This is a genomic window from Algoriphagus chordae (genome assembly GCF_003254055.1).
Classification (GTDB): Bacteria; Bacteroidota; Bacteroidia; order Cytophagales; family Cyclobacteriaceae; genus Algoriphagus; species Algoriphagus chordae.
Window position 1 is genome coordinate 354,435 of record NZ_QKZT01000001.1, and the last position, 17,672, is coordinate 372,106.

At 40.3% G+C, this 17,672-nt stretch carries 9 protein-coding genes; all 9 read right to left on the bottom strand.

The genetic code is table 11. The features are described 5' to 3' along the window. Positions 1–6: 6 nt before the first annotated feature. The 9 genes from LV85_RS01485 to LV85_RS01525 all read right to left on the bottom strand — a co-directional run bounded on the left by LV85_RS01485 (position 7) and on the right by LV85_RS01525 (position 17,659). Entirely contained in the window at positions 7–390 is a 384-nt protein-coding gene (locus LV85_RS01485) for a response regulator (protein WP_111316398.1), read from the bottom strand. Next, positions 387–1,304: a sensor histidine kinase gene (locus LV85_RS01490; RefSeq protein WP_158531119.1), complete on the bottom strand. Its 918-nt coding sequence runs from the start codon at positions 1,302–1,304 to the stop codon at positions 387–389. Before LV85_RS01490 ends, LV85_RS01485 begins: the two co-directional genes overlap by 4 nt. Before the next feature lies 1 nt (position 1,305). Then, on the bottom strand, positions 1,306–5,007 hold the full coding sequence (locus LV85_RS01495) for a sensor histidine kinase (protein ID WP_111316400.1): 3,702 nt from the start codon (positions 5,005–5,007) through the stop codon (positions 1,306–1,308). A 2-nt stretch (positions 5,008–5,009) separates the two neighbouring features. Beyond that, the gene (locus LV85_RS01500) at positions 5,010–8,771 is read right to left on the bottom strand and encodes a two-component regulator propeller domain-containing protein (protein ID WP_158531120.1); all 3,762 of its coding nucleotides are present in this window, start codon (positions 8,769–8,771) and stop codon (positions 5,010–5,012) included. A gap of 248 nt (positions 8,772–9,019) precedes the next feature. Beyond that, positions 9,020–10,405: a sensor histidine kinase gene (locus tag LV85_RS01505; protein WP_111316402.1), complete on the bottom strand. Its 1,386-nt coding sequence runs from the start codon at positions 10,403–10,405 to the stop codon at positions 9,020–9,022. Between the two features lie 29 nt (positions 10,406–10,434). Continuing rightward, complete coding sequence (locus LV85_RS01510) at positions 10,435–14,307, bottom strand: sensor histidine kinase (protein WP_158531121.1); 3,873 nt, start codon at positions 14,305–14,307, stop codon at positions 10,435–10,437. Between the two features lie 243 nt (positions 14,308–14,550). Further along, entirely contained in the window at positions 14,551–14,853 is a 303-nt protein-coding gene (locus tag LV85_RS01515; RefSeq protein WP_111316404.1) for an EthD family reductase, read from the bottom strand. A 29-nt stretch (positions 14,854–14,882) separates the two neighbouring features. Next, complete coding sequence (locus LV85_RS01520; protein WP_111316405.1) at positions 14,883–16,994, bottom strand: 7TM diverse intracellular signaling domain-containing protein; 2,112 nt, start codon at positions 16,992–16,994, stop codon at positions 14,883–14,885. Next, positions 16,991–17,659, bottom strand: coding sequence for a transmembrane-type terpene cyclase (locus LV85_RS01525; RefSeq protein ID WP_111316406.1), 669 nt, complete (start codon positions 17,657–17,659; stop codon positions 16,991–16,993). The genes LV85_RS01520 and LV85_RS01525 overlap by 4 nt, the downstream gene beginning before the upstream one ends. Positions 17,660–17,672 lie beyond the last annotated feature (13 nt).

The following is a 17,672-nucleotide window of genomic DNA, read 5'->3' on the forward strand; positions in this document are numbered from 1 at the left end:
AATAATCTACTTTTGATTGATTATTCTTCCGATTTCTTTTCGAAGTGCATCGAAATTTATCGGTTTCGTGAAAAATTCTTTAGCTCCAGAATCCATTGCTTTCTTAAAGTTTTCAGTGTCTCCATATGCTGAGATCATGCTCACGTTGATGGAGGGAAACTGACTTTTGACTTTATCCAATAATTCTAGTCCTGTCATGCCGGGCATATTGATGTCCGAAAATACATAAACAACTGCAGGTGGATGCTCGCTATCAAGTAACTTGAGCGCCTCATCGCCCGAAAAAGCAAAGGCAAGTTCTAACAGCCCGCTTCTAACTTCCTTTCTAAACTTCTGACGAAAAAGTAATTCTACATCTCGCTCGTCATCGACGATTAATATTTTTGTCATAGTGTTGATGATATGGGTGGTAATGTGATTTCAAATTTGGTAAACTCTCCCTCCTTGGAGGTGATAGCCAAAGTGCCATTGTGCGCTTTCAGTATATCATGTGTAATCGACAAGCCTAGGCCTGTACCTTCTTTTCCTTTTTTGGTAGTGAAAAAAGGCTCTAAAATTCTATTCAAAATAGGTTCAGGAATGCCTGCACCATTGTCTTCTATTTCTATAGTAACCTTGTTCTTGTCTTGGCTAGTTCGGATCTTCAATACCGGTTGATAGGAGGATTTCTCCTCCTTATCCATCTCTGAATTGAACTTGCTACGCATCGCATCAAAAGCATTATTGCAAAGGTTGACTATCACTCTACTAAAATCCTCTGCAATGATCGCCACCTGCCCGAGCTCTGGATCTAGGTCCCAAACAAAACTTACATTGATGGGGTTTTTTCCAGCTCGCATGCCATGAAAAGCAAGATTCACAAACTCTTTCAGCAGGGTATTCAGATTGGTGGGCACGAATTCTCCTTGACCACCTCTAGAATGCATCAACATAGATTTGACTATTCCATCCGCTCGCTTACCATGCTGGAGGGTTTTCTCTAGATTCGCTTTGATATCCTGTAGTAGCTCATTGATTTCAGTAATGGTATCATTTTGCTCCAGTTTTTTTAACTCTTCCGCTATTTCCTCCACATACTCTATACTCAGCTCGGAAAAATTATTGATGAAATTGATCGGATTCTTAATCTCATGAGCAATCCCTGCCGACAACTGGCCAAGACTTGCTAACTTCTCCTGCAACAGTAACTGCTCTTGGAGTTCCTGACAGTTTTTCAGAGATTTTTCAAGTTCAAGCGTACGTATTTCGAGCAAGCGCTTCAGCTCTTTGTTTTTTACAATCCAATCTTCTTGTACCTTATCCATATTATTGGGCATCTATCGGTAATCGAACACAAAACTCAGTTCCTTCTCCTTCTTTGCTTTCTACTATGATTTCTCCTCCGTGAGCTTTCACAATATCGTAACTTATTGACAAACCCAAACCAGTACCTTTCCCAGTGGGTTTGGTGGTGAAAAATGGCTGGAATATTTTCTCCACTACTGACTTTGGAATTCCCTTTCCATTGTCTTTGACTTTGATCTCCACCCAATCAGTTAATTTCTTTGTACTCACCTCTATTAATGGTTCATACCCTTCCTTACCATCACTCTTTTTATCAGTTACTGCGTAAAAAGCATTGTTAATTAAATTAAGTAAAACCCTACCCAGTTCCTGTGCGACAAGATCCATGTTCCCTACGTTAGGATCAAAATCTGTTTTCATAGAAGAATTGAATGACTTGTCTTTTGCTCGCAGGCCATGGTAAGCTAGTCTTAAAAATTCATCTGCGAGCATGTTGACATCGGTCGAAACCCTATTTCCTCCACTCACTCTACTATGCTGTAGCATCGCTTTTACTATGGCATCCGCGCGCTTCCCATGTTGATTTATTTTATCTAGATTTTGCTGAACATCAACACTGATGGCTTTCGCTTCATCAATATCCCCATTCTCTAATTCTTCCCGCATTTCATCGATAAGTTCACTGCTAAGTTCAGAGAAGTTATTTACAAAATTCAAAGGGTTCTGTATTTCATGGGCAATTCCTGCCGTCAATTCACCCAGCGAAGCCATTTTCTCGGATTGAACTAGTTGGCTCTGCGCATTTTTCAACTCGTCTATGCTCTTTTTAAGTTGTGCTGTACGATGTGTTACGCGCTCTTCCAAAATACGATTTTCCTTTTGAAGATATTTCGATCGCAGCTGGACGATTAAATAGATAAATCCCGCCACTAGAGATGCAAAAATCACATAAGCAACCCAAGTCTGCCACCAAGGTGGAGAGATTGTAAATTTGAAACTTGCCGGTTCAGACCAGAGTCCGTTAAATCCCCTACTAGCTACCTTGAAAGTATATTCTCCTGGAAGAAGATTGTAATAATTTTGAGTCGTACTTCTTGAATTAATATTAGACCAGTTCTTATCCTCTCCTTCTAGAATATATCGGTAAACAATCTTATCCCTACCCTGAACATTAGGATTCATAAATGAGAAATTCATCGAATTCTGATCGTATGGCAAAACTAGACCAATGGGCATTTTCGTGATCATATCTACACTATCCCAGGTAATATTTTTTTGAATCAGATAGGACGAATCTTTAGGTATATCCTTTTTAGTATAATAAACCGTGTGATCAGTATTCCACAAGGTGTCATCATCAGTAATCTTTGTTCTAACAAAGTCGCTCCCCAAAAAACTAGGGTTTTGATCCATAATGTTGATATGAGTCAAAATAATCTTAGGAGGGATTGAATCTGTTTTTGGTTTCTGCAGATTCACAGTCATGATGGGGGCTGCTCCCCACCATACATTTCCTTTGCTGGTATAAGTGGCAGTAGCTTGATTGTAATCATTAAAGGGGAATCCCTCTCTTTTGCCAAAATTGTAAAACCTCCATATATCTCCATCGATATCCTCCCTGGGACGCTTTGCCACTATAATACCATTGTCCGAACCTATGTGTAAGTCCTTACCCACTTCTACCAAATCGTACATTACCGGCGGTATTAGACCTTGGGAAGGAGTCAAGTTGGTGATTGTATTCTTCTGAAGATCGAAGATGGACATGCCCGAATCTGAGCCAACGATCATTTCACCTCTTTTAGTTTGTAGTAAAATAGAAGTATAATCACTAGTGAGACCTGTCTGTGCACTTATGTAGGAGACCTTGTCCAGAGTAGAATCGATTACGTCCACACCAATGTCGTTTCCCAGCCAGGCCCGATTTTCAGAATCAAACTCTATTAGCCAGACACGGCTAGAAGAAAGCCCAGAGAAATCATCTGTCTTTTTTAATGAATTCATTTCAGGGTTAAAAATCAAAACTCCATCATCCGAGCCCAACCAGATATTGCCTTTGGCATCCTTTAGGGCTTTCCATGTTATCCTAGCGATTCGCTCATCTAACTTATATACTGTTGCGATATTCGTATCGACATTGATAATTACAAATCCCCCATAACTACCTACCAAAATCTCGTTATCGCTTATAATAGAAACGGATCTGTGGTCATTTCTAGAATATTCCTTAGAAAATTTTAGTAAAAAAATTCGATCCTTTTCAGGGTCATAGACATTGATTCCTTCATAAGTAGCCATCCAGATCTTGCCTTTTGGGCCTTCTTTAATTCCCCATACTTCATTACTTGCTAGGCCATTGATCGTGCTAAAGTGCTCAGAAAACATCCCGTCTGGATCAATTAAAAGTATACCTGCCCGATCAGTGCCGACCCACACATTTCCCTTCTGATCTGTAAGTGTGGCTGAAGGAAATCCGCTTGTATTGAATTTAGCATTTGTGATAATTTTTTTGATCTGCTGGTTAGATGGATTATATATAGTGAGGGTGTCGTTGTCCGTAATCCATACTCTATCATGCAAATCAAAAGTGACAGATCGGGCAACACCATTAAATCCTTGTTCCTTACCTAGCCTAGTGATTTCTCTCTTTTCCAAAGAAATACCTATAGCCTCCCCGCTAAAAGATGAAAGCCATATCTCTCCCTTAGTATTCTCTGAAAAATCATAAAAAGGATCTGTGGAGTTGTTGTTGAAACCTTCTTGTAAAATCTTTATGGATGTACGTTCCGGATTAAATACTCCAACTTTTCCTTTCATTCCAAAAAGCACATTGTCCTGAGCATCTACAAATACTCCAATAGTACTGCCTGCTTCCATCTCTTCAGGAAGCCATATATGATGGAGCTTTTTGGTAGTTCGATCTAGGAAATAAGGAGAGTCCCCACTTTTGCCCAGCCAAATTAAGCCTGCCTTGTCCTCATATAGTCTCGCATACTGACTTCCGATCTGATAATTATGAATGATCCCTGACTCTAGATCCAATTCATATAAGCCAGACAAATTGGAGAGCATCAGTAAATTACCATCCTGGGTAAGTTCTAAATCACCTATGATGTCAATCAAACCATCAGGGTTACGCGGAATTACATTATAATTTTCGAATTGATCTCCAGTAAATTTGGAGATACCCCGATCAGTAGAAATCCAAATCATTCCATTATTATCTTGCACTAGTGCATAGATCTGAGTTCCGAGTAGTCCCTCCGTCTGCCCTACTCTTAGAATACCTGTAGAACCGAGCTCAGATTTACCTAATGTTCCTAATTTAGAGATTACCGGTTGTTCCAAAATTTGCTTTTTCACATTGACCGTTTGTCCAGTGATCGTATCCAATTGATAAGGAATCTCTGGCTGGGCATCCCAATTCATCGAGGTTTTATAAATAGGTGATTTAAGAGGCTTAAAGTCATGAAGGAAGAATGGCCTAGATGGTAGTTTGTCGAAATCAATTGGATAATCAACTCCTATTGGTAAGTCTTCAGTATGAATAACATTCCATGTCAAAGGTTTACCCTTTGGCATCTCAAAAGGCTTAACCTCTGGATTCTGATAATCAGATGGGTTTTCTGGAAAAGCGACCTCATGATTTTGCTGACAAGCTGACACTAACAATAGCCAACATAAGCAGATAAAGTAAGTAGAAATATGATAAAACTGCTTCATAGTTAGCTAAGATTGGAAGGGATAGATAGGCTAATAATGAAAGTGGTTCCTTCACCTTCAATAGACTCTACTCGGATATCACCATCATGAGCTTTGATAATATCGTAGCTCAAGGACAATCCAAGTCCAGTTCCCTGCCCTGTTGGTTTGGTAGTGAAAAATGGCTGAAAAACCTTCTCTATATTAGCTTTTGGGACGCCCTTGCCATTGTCAATCACTTTTATTCGAATTGTTTTTTTGTCTTTAACAGACTCAATTAGTTCTGTTTTCACAATTACGTTCGGTTTATAACTATCATCAGCCACTTTTTTCTTTTCATTGACTGCATAGAAAGCATTATTAAATAGATTCAAAAGCACTCTTCCCATATCATGTCCCAATAGAGGTATTAATGGAAGGTTTGGGGCAAAGTCCATTTCAAAATCAGAATTGAAGGAGCTATCTTTTGCCCTTAGTCCATGGTATGACAAACTCAAATATTCATCCGCAAGTGCATTGATATTTGTAGGTTCTTTTGATCCTTTACCTGTTCTACTATGTTGGAGCATGCCTTTCACAATTTCCCCAGCTCTCTTCCCGTGCTTATTGATTTTCTCAAGATTACTCGCAATATCCTCTAATATATCGTTTTCTAATTCAGGATCTCGCTCCTCATCAGGCCGGTCTCTTTCTTCCTTGATTTCCTTCACCAATTCATTGGTCACTTCGGAGAAGTTGTTTACAAAGTTTAAGGGATTCTGAATCTCGTGGGCGATTCCTGCCATCAATTCACCCAACGAGGCCATTTTCTCTGAATGCAGTAACTGCGCTTGGGTATCCTTCAGATTTTCATGCGTGGTGGCTAACTCTGTGTAGGCAACTTCTATCGCCTTTGCATGTTCCAGCTCACGCTCCTTGGTTCGTTCATTTTCAGCTTTGAGCACTTGGTTTCGCTGATATATACTAATCGGGTAAATCAAGGAAATGAAGAGTAAGCCATAGATCAAATAAGCCCACCAAGTTCTATACATAGGAGGGAGAACTTCGAAACTGTAACTAATAGGAACTGTCCAGTCTCCCACACCAGCATCTACAGATCCGGTAAATCGTGCTTTTACTTTGAAAGTGTAGCTGCCTTCCTGAATGTTTCCGAAGTTGGCAGTGGTTTTTTTGAGCACAGGACTCCATTTTTCATCATATCCTTCGAGTATGTATTGATACTCTACCAGGTAAGGTTTGGCGAGTTCATCTGTACCGAAATCAATGTTGATGTCATTACTTCGATAGGGGAGGGTCAGATGATGGGGTAGAGGGTAAAAACTTGAAATGCTATCGAATTTGATTCCATTGAATTTGCCTTGCAATTCCTCTCGTTCAGTGTCACTTAATTTTTTACCGTATACGATCAATTCATCTATGGTTCGGGAAAAAGTATTGACATTCGTTCCCTTGTACTCTTGGCTTAAGCTATGCCAAGATATGACCTCTTCGTTAAGTCTAAGCTCTTTGATTAATACGGATGGTGGCCTGTGATTTCTTTTTAGAGACTGGTAATCAAAGCGGACTAGGGCTGTTTTGTTATTGCCTGTTCCTGCCCAAATAACACCTTTCTTGTCCACAAACATGCCGTTTTGCCCGTCGACAAGATCCTTCACAGGAAATCCTGTTTCAGAATTAAAAATCTCAATATTTCGCAGCGAGTCAAGTGGCTTTCCCTCTTTTGCACCATCAAAAATGGCAATTCCTAAATTGGTGCCTACAGCCATTTTTCCCTCTGGCAATTCTGTGATTTGAAGAATTACATTGTCAGGAAGTCCTTCGGCAGTGGTGAAGGTTTGGAAAAGTGAAATGGAATCTTCCAAAATTGATTTGTAATCATCGAGTTCAATAACATTTTCGATTTGATGGATTTTTTCAGAACTCAAAATGCTCAAACCATTTTCAGTACCGATCCAGAGATTGCCTTGAGAATCCTTTATGAGTCGAATTACAGCATTGTCGGCCAGCCCCTGATCTGAGCTGAAATTCGTGAAGGAAATCCCATCAAATCTACTTAATCCACCATCCGCAGCTCCAAACCAGAGCTTCTTGAAATTATCCTCTGCAATTCCCAAGACAACGTCTCCGGCTAGGCCTTGCTGGCTGGTATAAGTAGTAAATCCCTCTCCATCAAATTTGCTAAGCCCTCCACCATCGGTACCAAACCACAAATTTCCTTGTTGATCTTCATTGATATTGTATACATCATTGGCAGCCAAACCTTGACTGGTCGTATAGCTGGTAAATGATTCTCCATCAAACATGCTGACTCCTCCTCCTACAGTGCCAAACCACAGCTGATTTTTTTGATCACGATGGCTGCTGCTGATTATTTCACTAGCTAGCCCTTGGGACGCAGTGTAATTGGTGAACTTCTCTCCATCAAATCTGCTGAGGCCTCCACCAGCAGTTCCAAACCATAAATCACCAGCCTTATCCTCTACCGTACTCAGCACGATATTGCTGCCTAAGCCCTGTGAGGTAGTGAAATTGGTAAAACTGCTTCCTTCAAATCTACTGACGCCACTACCATCTGTACAAAACCATAATTTGCCATTTGCATCAATTACGATGTCCAAAATAGAGTTGCTTGCTAAACCCTGTTCGCGGGTATAGGTAGTAATTCGCTTGCCATCATAGCTACTTGCTCCATGCTCGGTAGCAAACCAGAGTGTTCCATCACTGGTTTCGACAATCGTGCGGATCACCAGACTGGCAAGTCCATCTTCCAAACCAAAAGTTTTGAAATTCTCCCCATCAAATCGGCTCACCCCGCCACCTACCGTACCGAACCAAATGATCCCTGAATGATCGACAGTAACACTTCTTACTCTATTAGATGGAAGCCCTTGCGAAACCGTGTAATTGACAAATGAATTTCCATCATATTTACTAGCTCCTCCACCGAAAGTGCCGAACCAGATATTTCCAGAATGATCCTGAGCAATACCAATCACCACGTCATGCGGTAATCCCTGAGCGGTAGTGAAAGTGGTGAAGGCTTTACCATCAAATTTGCTCACTCCAGCACCATAGGTTCCAAACCAGATATTGCCATCGCTATCTTCCATGATGCTTAGAATGTCATCATTCCCCAATCCATTTTCGGTAGTGTAGGTGGTAAATACATTGCCATCATAGCTACTTACACCGCCTCCAATTGTGCCAAACCAAAGGACTCCTTTGCTATCTTCAAGGACTGCTCGAACAGTATTGCCTGCTAGTCCCCGTGCGGTACTGAAATTGGTAAAAGCTATCCCATCAAATCTACTGACTCCTCCGCCATTGGTAGCAAACCAAAGGTGACCTCTGCTGTCTAGCATGCCGCTGTTAACGGCATCTAAGGCTAAGCCATTGTCTGTACTGTAGTTTTTGAATTGTGAAATACCTCCCTTGCCTTGGATATATGGCTTTCCTGCAGAATTTCTTACTATTTGACCGCTTTCATCGGTCAAGAAGGACAAATATTGGGAACTTGGTTTTTCCAAATTGACCTGCGTCATGGTGCCGGATTCGCTCACATGAGAATAAGAACCGACTGATTGGCAGGGTACTTCAATGCGAATTGGCTTTGGGACATCTTTTAACTCAATTCTTATGGGCTTCTCAGCAATAGATAGCTCATTGAGGGAAATCATTTCTGGAACTGCGACCAAGCTATTTGTGGGTACAGGCTTGTCGTCCTGCCTAGTAGTGCAGGAAAAAAGAAATATCAGGCTTCCTACAAATAATAGAAAGTTTTGCATGTAAAAATTCATTTTGGTAAAGATCTGTCCACTCAGATACTCAAAAAAGAAAAGCAAAAGGTAAATATATTTTAAGCTATAAAAAACGCTTTACACAAAACAATTTTTGTACTTTTTCAATGCTGTGCCTAATATTTCCTGTTTTCAAAAATGCTTGATACTTATTGAATTCAGTTTTTTGCTGAAAAATGAAGTTCAAAAAATCCAATTAAAATGGTAAAATTCCTAGACTAGGATTTCCCTAAATCCTAATCATTCGAAATAGAAATTATAAATTCAGTCCAGGAATCTTCCCCTTTTTTCGAATCTCCAGTTTGACTAGTTACAGTTAATTCACCGCCATGTACCTTCACTATTTCATAACTCAGAGAAAGTCCTAAGCCAGTACCAATGCCAGTAGGTTTAGTAGTGAAAAAAGGCTGAAATATTTTTTCCTTTACGGAGTCAGGCATTCCTGTCCCATTGTCTTTGACTCTGATTTCAATGCCATTTTTGGTGGCCTTCGTACTTAGCCAGACTGTGGGTTTGTAATTACTCACAAGTTCTGGGTTGCCAAGGTTCTCCAATAGCTTTTTCTTTTCGGACACAGCATAAAAGGCGTTATTAACCAAATTCAAAATCACTCTGCCTATTTCTTGCGCAACGACATTGATCATCCCTATTGACTCGTCAAAATCAGCCTCCATATTCGCATTGAAAGACTTATCCTTCGCCCTCAGTCCATGATAGGATAGACGAAAATATTCATCTGCCAGCTCATTGATGTCGGTTGCTTCTTTGATGCCGGCACTACTACGGCTGTGTTGCAGCATGCCTTTGACGATGGCATCAGCACGCTTGCCGTGATGGATAATCTTCTCTTCATTACCCACAATATCACTTACAATTGACCTGATTTCTTCCAGATCTCCTTTATCCAATTCTATTTTCAATTCGTCTAGTAGCTCTTTATTCAGCTCAGAAAAGTTGGTCACAAAATTCAGCGGATTTTGAATCTCATGTGCAATTCCAGCTGTAAGCTCTCCTAGAGATGCCATTTTCTCCGATTGGATCAGTTGGGACTGGGTTGATTTTAGCTCATGCAGGGTTTTTTCCAAGGATTCTTTTTGTGCTGTGATTTCTGCAGTACGCTCAGCCACTTGAATCTCTAGTTCGTCCTTTCGTTTTTGAGAAAGATTAAATTGGATTTCTTGCTGCGCAGCTTTGATTCGCTCTGTCTCCAGTGCCTTACGTTGTTTCCTACTGATAATAAACTGAGCACCCAGCCATATCCAAGCAAAAAGCCCAGCAGTACCAAACCAACTTTCCCATTCGTGGAAAAAGTCAGGAGCTACGAGTCTGGTTAGATCCTGTAGAAAATGAACCAAAATAATCGGGGAAAAAGCGTACACAAATGGCTTGAGTGGCGAAAATTCCTTTCGATTATAGGCAGCATAAATGACAGACAAATTGATAAAATGTGCGGTCCAGCGCATTAACCCATCTGTACTATCAAAAACTATCTGTATTGTCAAAAAAGCACAGGCAGCTAGCAAACATTTAAAAAATATCCCTTGCCAATCAGGATACAGTACTTTGGTTTGAGTATGGGTTTGAAGAAACCTAAAGGCAATGATTAGCAGTATAAAATCCATTAAAACAGGGCTCGCATTAAAAATTGAAACTAAGCAATAGGCAAAATAAGAATAATTTCAGTAGATGACTCCATTGGATTTTCGGAGCTAGCGGTTTTACTGTTTACCTTAAGCTCTCCTCCATGAGCCTTCACTATATCATAGCTCAGAGACAAACCAAGTCCAGTGCCTGAACCAGTAGGCTTTGTAGTAAAAAACGGCTGAAAGATTTTCTCCTTATTGGCATCAGGGATTCCATTCCCATTGTCTTTGATACTTATTACTACGGACTTGTCTTTTCGCTTGGTAGTCAGAACCACCATAGGCTTATAATCGTCTTTCTCATCTTTTACAGCAGTACGATTACGCTCAGCACAGGCGTAGAAAGCATTATTTACTAAGTTGAGTAATACGCGTCCGATATCTGAAGCTATAACTTTTACTTTAGGAAGATGAGAGTCCAAGTCAAGTTTGAAATCTGCATTGAAAGTCTTGTCTTTGGCGCGCAAGCCATGATAAGAAAGTTTCAAAAACTCCTCTGCAAGCAAATTAATATTAGTAGGAGATTTTTTGCCGGAATTGCTTCGGCTGTGCTCTAGCATTCCTTTGACAATTAAGTCCGCCCGCTTGCCATGATGGTTGATTTTACTCAGGTTTTCTTTGATGTCTGCCAAGATCTCTGTCACTAATTTTTCGTCTCTTGATGCTAAATCCTTGCTTCTTTCCTCTTCTATTTCCCCTATCAACTCGTTGCTTAGCTCTGAGAAGTTGTTGACAAAGTTCAGCGGGTTTTGTATTTCATGGGCAATACCAGCGGTTAGTTCCCCTAGCGAAGCCATTTTTTCAGAATGAATAAGCTGAGTTTGGGTTGCTTTGAGATCAGCATAGGCCTTTTCAATCTCTTTGGCATGAGCTAATTTCTGTTCTCGATTTCGCTCACGTTCTCTTAATTGAAGACGTTTTCTCAAAATCCCAATTACTCCCAACACCAATACTACAGCAAGTAGGAAGTAGGCCGTATACGCCCACCAAGTCCGCCACCATGGCGGGCTAATCGTGATCAGGAGCGTTTTTCCTTCCTGATTCCAAACACCATAAGCATTCGAAGCGATTACCTTGAATTCGTAGGTGCCTGGATCGAGATTGGTATAGGAAGCAAAGTTTCGGTTGTTGTAAATCCAGTCATCGTCCAAACCGACCATCATGTGTGCATATTGATTCTTTGCAGGATTGGCATAGTGTAAGGCTGCAAACTCAAAGCTCAAGTCATTCTGATCGTAATTCAGCTGAATAGAGTTGGTAGAAAGTAGATTTTCTTGGAGTGGAGAATCTTCCTGCATATCATACACTGATCTATTGGAAATAAGGAGATTAGAGATAATCACCTTAGGCGGTACGCTGTTGGAAGCGACGGTAGAAAAAGTCGTCACTCCATGATCTCCACCGAAATAGAATTTGCCAGAAGGGCTTTTGACTGCAGCTAGCGAAAGAAATGTTTCTCCACCTAGTCCATCTTCTTTATTGTAATTAATAAAAGTGACTTTATTGAGTGCTTCATTTCTGACCATCTGATGCAGTCCGTTTTGGGAGGCTATCCACATTTCCCCATTTTCTCCAGGAAGAATAGCCTCTAAGAAATTGGTTCCCAAACCATCTTCCTCTGTGTATCGCGTGATCACATCGGTCTTTGGATCGATTATATTAAGACCTCCATAAGTAGCGACCCAAGCTCGTCCTTCCTTATCTTCATAGATGTCAAAAATCTGATTACTAATCAATGAAGCAGGATCCGAAGGGTCAGCAGTATAGTATTTTACCGTGTTTGTTTCGGGGTCTATTCTGTTTATACCTGCAAAATTACTAGCCACCCAGATGTATTTTGCACCCATTTCTATGTCCGTAATGTTTGGCCCTAGTATGACAGATTCGGAACCTTCTTCGCTCACTTTCACAATCATAGCCTGAGCATCTTGCTGCGTCTCTTGCTTAAAAAGCGCAATCCCATAGAGAGGGAGCAAGGTAGGCGGAGCAGCATTCCAACTGTCGTAATGATGACTATCATCAGATTGGTAGTGAAGATTGTATTTGCCAGGGCTGAGTTGGATTTCTTTGATAAGTAACCGGTTTTTTGGATCGCCACCTGCAAAATAACTTGTTCCAAAGTCTTGCATTCCTGCCACTTCTTCATCTTTGGAATTAGTCAACCAGCCAAAATCTGCCATGGATTCCTGATCTCCTTCTCCCGCCACTGCAAGAAAATAACTACCTGATTCAGTAATGTTGACTTCCTTAGCCAAATCCTGATTAGCGACTACTTCATTAATTATCGCGATTTGTCTATCTGATTCCAGCCACTCACTTACACGTTCTATAATATCCGAAGCATAAGCCTGAGTATACTGGCTTTGCACTTCGTGGAATACTTCTGTCTGTGGATCAAAAATATCCAGTCCTCCATTGGTTCCTATCCAAAGTTTACCCTTGCTGTCTTCTCGCATGACCCTTACCTGATCATTGATCAAACTATTTTTCTCTCCAATTTTTTTCTTGAAGCGTTTGACTTCATTATAATTCTGATCTAGTTTGATCATGCCATCCCCCCAAGTACCCAACCAAATATCCCCTGTGCGAGCTTCTGCTATAGATCGGACTGATCCACCAAACATATCATTGGAAGAGGCATATTGGTGTTTTTCAAGTGAATTATCACGTTCATCGAGCACGGTAAGTCCATCTCCACGGGTCCCTATATATACTTTCCCTGGATTAAGTTGTGAGGCACTCATCCCATAAACTCCCTCTGGACTTAAGCTTTGGGGATTCCCTTCTTCATGGCTCATAAAAGAGAAAGGCTTATTGACAGGATCATACTTCAATACTCCTTTTCCTAAAGTGCCGAACCAAATAATCCCACTATTATCCACTAACAATCGTCCTATAGTTACTTCCCATCCACCACGTATTTGTAGCCGTCTATTTCCAGGAATAATTACTTCTTGATAGGTATCAGAGTTTCCTTCAAATTTCAGAATTCCTCGGGAATTATTTGAAATCCAGATGTTGCCTTCCTGATCTTCTGCTATACTGTTTAATCGGTTATATGGATCGTCAACATTGTAATCATATTCCTGAATGGTTGTTAAGTTGCCAGTAGAAAGATCCAAGTTATATACCCCTAATCTACTTGTGAGCCATAGTTTATCTGCTTTGTCAAAGTAGATAGCCGAGAGATCATTCAGAAATGAATTAAATCCAACATCTGAATTTACCTGCACCTGCGAAAATTTGGACTCGCCCTTGGCCATGTGCATCAATCCATAAGTACTAGATCCTGCCCAGATTCCGCCGACAGCATCCTCAGTTATTGCAATCGATAAGCCATTATGAGAGGGATCATCAGTTTCTTTCAGCTGATAGGGAGAATGTACCCAGGTGTTATTCTCAGGATCAAATTGTACAAAATCTACGGCTATAGTTCCTGCAAAAATTCTTCCTTGAGAATCGGCAAATACCTTAAACACTCTTCCAGACCCAAGAGATAAATCAAAAATTTTGCTGAAATCATAGTTCGTAAAACTGTTGTTGGTTCTATCGAATTTGGTCACTCCCAAATCATTGGCAATCCATAGGTTATGATCCAAGTCTTCAGTAATATCATTTGTACCGCTATGCTGAATACTATTGGGATTACCTGGGATATTTCGATAAGTCTTCCAGGTATAGCCGTCGTAGCGTTGAACTCCATTGCTAGTGGCGAGCCATATCAATCCGTAGCTATCTTGCATTACAGACATCACGTTTGGAGAAGCCAATCCATTAGCAAGAGAGATCGTTTCTATGCTGATTTCTTGCGAAAATGCTGGGTGATTACTAAGTGAAAAAATAATGAAAAGAACTAAGGTATACTTTCTAAAAGTGCTCATATCAACTAATTGTGTGGCCAAAGTAAAAAAAACAAGATAAGAGTCTCTTGGTTTAAAATGTTGTTTTATCCCAAAAAACATTCGGAAAAAGTATTTCACATTTAGTTTAATGAATTTAAACTAAAGATCATGCAGTGATATCAATGCTAGTTCATGTTTGTAAAGAAGATTTTCACTAGCAAGTAGCGTATGATTTATCAAGTTGTTTCTACCATTGCTAGTGAAAATTATCTCATCTGAATATTAACCTACCATTCCCACTAAAATCTTGAATCCGCCAGTCGCGAAATTAGGAAGATCCCCAGCTGTGGCTTGTCCTTCATCAGATCCCATGGATTGCTGCATAGCCTCTGGGCTCTCGAAATAGAGTTCTGCCATGCGATAATATGCAGGATTGGATCCATCTGCTTCTGGGAGAAACTTGGTTACTTCAGCTCTAAGTACCCCTTGGATTTTGCCTACAAGTGGCATATGAGTCGCTGCATAGTAGCTTTCGAAAGCGGCTGGATCTGCCGGATGATTGTAGATGACTGTTAATTTGATCATGATATAGTAGAATTAAAATATGCGTTTAATTATTTCGACATAGGTAAGGTAATGGTAAAAGTTGAGCCATGACCTGCGATACTATCCACTTTGATCTCTCCGCCATGAGCTTTCACAATATCATAGCTCATCGAAAGTCCCAATCCTGTACCTGAACCAGATGGTTTGGTGGTAAAAAATGGATTGAAAATCTTTTCCTTGATCGAATCAGGAATTCCGCTACCATTGTCTTTGACCTCTATTATGATACTTGATCTCGCTACTTGAGTAGATACGATTACTTCAGGATTGTAGTCATCAATTTTTTCCCTTACCGCAGTTTGACTCCGCTCAGCACAGGCATAGAAGGCATTATTAATCAAGTTCAGCAGTACCCTTCCTATATCCTGTGGAATTACATTGATCTTGGGTAGATCAGGATCAAGATCTAATTTGAAATTTGCATTAAAACTTTTGTCTTTCGCACGTAAACCATGAAAGGACAAGCGAATGAATTCATCGGCAAGTCCATTAATGTCCGTAGGCAATTTCTCTCCGGAATTGGTTCGGCTATGCTCCAGCATTCCTTTTACAATAGAGTCAGCCCGTTTGCCATGGCGGTTTATTTTAGATAGGTTTTCCTTGATATCTGCCAAAATTTCTGAAATCAAACCTTCATCAATAGCAGCTTTATCTTTAGCTCTTTCCTCCTCGATTTCTTGAATCATCTCAGTACTGACTTCTGAGAAATTGTTTACAAAATTTAAGGGGTTCTGAATTTCATGAGCGATCCCTGCCGTCAGTTCACCCAAGGAGGCCATTTTTTCAGCCTGTACTAACTGTGCCTGCATGGTTCTCAATTCGTTTAGAGAGCGCTCTAGATCTATAGTACGCTTCCGTACTTTATCTTCCAGATTGGTATTCTCAGCCTTTAGAATAGACTCCTTTTCTTCTATTAGGATTCTGATTTTGGTTGCTACTGCCAAGGAGAAGAATATAGCTTGAAGCACTACTCCGATAAGCAGGCTATTGTGAATCACCCAATAATATTCCAATAAACCATAAATATATAGACTAAGTATAATGACTGAAATACTTGCTGGAATGTATGCTGCTAAGTAAATAGCCGCTGGCTTAAATCCATCCTTGTACCTTCTAAATCCCAGATAAAGTAAGAAAATAGAGGTAGGCGCAGAAAGAAAATAACTGGTTCTTTCCAAGAATGGGACTGAAAAAAGTGAAAATAGAATGGCGAAAATATACAGTATCTGAAAAGCTGTGTAAATCTTCCAGTAGCGAGGGTTTTTATCCTTCTTGATCCCTAGGAAAACTATGCTAAACCATAAGCTGAAAATGGAGGTAAAGGGGCCAAGAATATTAAACAATTTGTAATTCCAACTAGGATCTGAAAAGCTCAGTATGCCATAGCTAGCTCCAGATATGGAAGCAATCAGGGCAATTAGAAAAATCATATAAATGCTGAGCAGTAGGTATTCTCGTTCTTTGACTCTTATGAAAATTAGAATGTGATAAATGATCACTCCAAGAATAATTCCCAGTAAAATCCCTTCTGCAGTGAAATTCCTTTGCTGTAAGCTTATCAGTTTTTTCCCACTAATAACTCTTGCAGATAAGGTCTTATAAAGTACTCTGTTGATGCGAAGCAGATAACTTGCTGACTCAGCCTTTTGTACTTCCATATCAAAAAGCTCACCTGGGTATTTTAGATACCTTTCCTTGTCGAAGCTGTCCGTACCTCCTTTACTTAGCAGCCTTGGTTGATTGCCTTCGATTTTATATAATTCAATCTTCGAAATGAAAAGTTGTGGAATGGATAAAAATAGCTGCGATACCTCTGATTTGAGCTCAAAATAAAACCAATAGTCCGTTTCACCATCTGGATCAATGGTGATTAGACTCAGATCAAAGTCTTTGAATTCTGCCTTCCGTTGCAAAACCTCTGCAGCAGTTGAGCCCTCAGGTGTACGGAGCATTGTTGCATGATCTCGCACCCAATAAGCTTCATGATCACCCACAGGTACCTGGCCATCTCCTGCTTGTGCAAAGGAAGGCTGCGATGCCAAAAAAGATAATAGTACCAACATCAATATCGAAAATCCTTGTTGTCGGATTTTGATGAATTGAGGAATATTTAACATCATTCTACTGAAGGTGCATTTGAAAATGATTTTTTAGAAACCTGTATAATATAGATGATGTTCAGGACAAATACTGCAATGGTAAGCAAATGAAGGAAGTGCGCTTCTGGGTGATGTAGATACACAAACACTGACATAAGTAAATTTCCTATAAACTTCAGCCATGCGACTTGCTTGGTCCCAATCAGTCCAGAACCTTTCCGAGCTGCATTGAATACAAATAAACTAGCCATGACTACGGTGATCATGTAGGCAGAGGTAGTACCCATTTTAGTATCCAAACCTTCCGTCTCAAAAAAGTAAAAGAGAGGCGTCCACCAAACAACCAAAAGCAATAAAAAGGGAACAAACTTCTTCCCAAAAATATCTATGCCCATTTGTTTTGCACCATACTTCACGGTGTAAATGAATATACCCACATCCATGAAAAACCACACGCGCAATCCCCATTCGAACAGCCTACCGAGATCTGTATAGAGCAACCAAGCCCAAGCAAATTCCCAAGCTATATTGGAGCAAACTGCCAGAAAGGGCATCTCCATTTTTTTATAGCGAATGGCATTTTTGATAATTATGAAATAGGCAACGATCCACAAAATCGTCCCAGCCGCTAGAAATATGATTTGGGTGATGGTGTAAGTCTCAAGATTGATCCATGGATGTTTCATCGCGCTATCTTAG

Bases quoted from the DNA above. Each gene is read 5' to 3' on its own strand.
- LV85_RS01495 (WP_111316400.1), bottom strand. From the start codon at position 5,007: ATGAAGCAGTTTTATCATATTTCTACTTACTTTATCTGCTTATGTTGG.
- LV85_RS01500 (WP_158531120.1), bottom strand. From the start codon at position 8,771: ATGCAAAACTTTCTATTATTTGTAGGAAGCCTGATATTTCTTTTTTCC.
- LV85_RS01485 (WP_111316398.1), bottom strand. From the start codon at position 390: ATGACAAAAATATTAATCGTCGATGACGAGCGAGATGTAGAATTACTT.
- LV85_RS01490 (WP_158531119.1), bottom strand. From the start codon at position 1,304: ATGGATAAGGTACAAGAAGATTGGATTGTAAAAAACAAAGAGCTGAAG.
- LV85_RS01505 (WP_111316402.1), bottom strand. From the start codon at position 10,405: ATGGATTTTATACTGCTAATCATTGCCTTTAGGTTTCTTCAAACCCAT.
- LV85_RS01525 (WP_111316406.1), bottom strand. From the start codon at position 17,659: ATGAAACATCCATGGATCAATCTTGAGACTTACACCATCACCCAAATC.
- LV85_RS01510 (WP_158531121.1), bottom strand. From the start codon at position 14,307: ATGAGCACTTTTAGAAAGTATACCTTAGTTCTTTTCATTATTTTTTCA.
- LV85_RS01515 (WP_111316404.1), bottom strand. From the start codon at position 14,853: ATGATCAAATTAACAGTCATCTACAATCATCCGGCAGATCCAGCCGCT.
- LV85_RS01520 (WP_111316405.1), bottom strand. From the start codon at position 16,994: ATGATGTTAAATATTCCTCAATTCATCAAAATCCGACAACAAGGATTT.